The following is a 2287-nucleotide window of genomic DNA, read 5'->3' as shown; positions in this document are numbered from 1 at the left end:
GCTGCAACGGCTGTGCCCCAGGCTCGAGAGCGTCTCGCTGGTGGTGTCGTGGTTCGGTGATGATCTGCGGGTCGGATCCTGCAGCATCGCCCCGCGCGTCGACATCCGGAACAAGCAGACGCAGGGGCGGGTCTGGTCGGTGGCCGGGCTCGATCGCAGCACGGCGCGCCTCGCCTCGCTGCATCAGGGCGTACCCGCCTATGGCGGCACGCCCTGTGATGCGAGCGTGATCGCGCTGATCCGTCACCTCAAGGCGCGCGGCCTGAAGGTGACGCTCTACCCCTTCATCATGATGGACATCCCCCACGGCAATGCGTTGCCCGATCCCCGCACCGGCGCATCCGGACAGCCGCCTTATCCCTGGCGCGGACGGGTGACCTGCGATCCTGCCCCGGATGCGCCGGGCAGCGTTGACGGCACCGCGAGTGCGGCGGCGCAGGTTGCGCATTTCTTCGGCAGCGCCGATCCCGGCCCCTCCGAATGGAGCCTGCGGCGTCAGATCCTGCATTATGCCGGGCTCGCCGTGGAGGCCGGCGGGGTCGATGCCTTCGTCATTGGCACCGAGATGGTCTCGCTGACGCGCATCCGCTCTGGTCCAGGGCAATATCCTGCAGTCACCGCCTTCATGACGCTTGCGCAGGATGTGCGCGCCACTCTCGGATCGGCGACCCGCATCACCTATGCCGCCGACTGGACGGAATACGGTGCCCATGTGCGCGACGGCGGCGATGAATTGCGCTTTCCCCTCGACCCGCTCTGGACCCATCCCGCCATCGACGCGATCGGGATCGATTACTATCCCCCGATTTCGGATTGGCGCGACGGCGGCGAGCATCTCGATGCGGCGCTCGCGCGCAGCATCTACGATGTCGATTACCTGTGCGCGCGGCTGGGCGCCGGCGAGGGATTCGACTGGTATTATGCCGATGAAGCGGGCCGCGCGGCGCAGAGTCGCCTGCCGATCACGGATGGTGCTTATGGCAAGCCCTGGGTGTATCGCGCCAAGGATCTCGTATCCTGGTGGAGCGAGCCGCATGTGGAGCGTGTCGGCGGCGTCGAGATCGGCGCGACGGCCTATGTGCCGATGGCCAAGCCGATCTGGCTGACCGAGATCGGCATTCCCGCCGTCGACAAGGGGCCGAACCAGCCCAACCTCTTCCCCGACATGAAATCGTCTGAGGGCGCCTTCCCGCATTTCTCCCGGCGCATGCGCGACGATCTCGCCCAGGCGGCGGGGGTGGAGGCGATCATCCGTCGCTTCGATCCCGCCCATCCCGCGCACGACCCTGCGCATAATCCGCACTCGCCGCTCTATGGCGGGCCGATGGTGGCGCCCGAAAGCCTCGCCGTCTGGGCCTGGGATGCGCGTCCCTTCCCCGCCTTTCCCGAATTCGAATCCGTCTGGGCGGATGGTGCGAATTACGAGACGGGCCATTGGGTGAACGGGCGGATGGAGGGGCTCGACCTCGCCACGCTGATCCGCAAGGTGCTCGATGATTACGGAATCGGGATGCCGCTCGACATTGCCGCCGACGGCTTCGTCGAGGGTTTCGTGATCGATCGCCCGATGGCGCCGCGCGCAGCACTGGAGCCATTGTTGCGCGCCTTCGGCGTCGATCTCGCCGCGACGGGTGGGGTGCTGCGCTGGCGCGGACGGGGCGGGCGGGTCGTGGCCAGCATTGATGCGGGCATGCTCGTCGATGACGATGAAGCGCCGCTGATGCGCCATGTGCGCGCCCAGGAGACGGAGCTGCCGCGCGAGATCGTCATGAGTTTCATTGATTCCTGGGGGGAGATGCGCCGGGCCGCCGCTGCCTCGCGCAGGCTGGCGGGGGCGAGCCGGCGTGAGGTACGGCTCGATCTCGCGGCCTTGATGAGCCGGGGGCAGGCGGGCCGGCTCAGTGACATTCTCCTGCAGGATGCCTGGGCGGCGCGTGACGGGGCACAATTCGCGCTCGGTCCTGCGGCGATAGCATACGAGGTCGGCGATATCGTCGCGATTCCGGGGCTTGCCGGTCCGCGTCTGCACCGTATCAGCCGCATCACCGACGGAGCCGAGCGGCAGATCGAGACGCGTGCGGTGGAGCCGGCCCTGTTCGAAACACCCGGCGCGCGCATCGCGCCGCAACGGCGCAGCCCGCCCGCCTCACCGGGGCGCCCCTTCGTTGTCGTGCTTGATCTGCCCGTCAGCCAGGGCGAACCGGTCGCCCTGCAATATCTCGCCGCCTATGCCGATCCCTGGCCGGGTGCGCTCGCCCTGTGGCGTTCAGTGGATGGCGAGGGATTC

Annotated in this window: 1 protein-coding gene; it reads left to right on the top strand. The window is 68.0% G+C overall.

Annotated elements, in window-relative coordinates:
- A partial coding sequence (locus VKP01_RS13240) for a baseplate multidomain protein megatron (protein WP_324413033.1) occupies positions 1 to 2287 on the top strand: 2287 nt, incomplete at both ends.

It is taken from the genome of Saliniramus sp., from assembly GCF_035311605.1.
Taxonomy (GTDB): Bacteria; Pseudomonadota; Alphaproteobacteria; order Rhizobiales; family Beijerinckiaceae; genus Saliniramus.
This window is presented reverse-complemented; position numbering and strand designations above follow the sequence as displayed.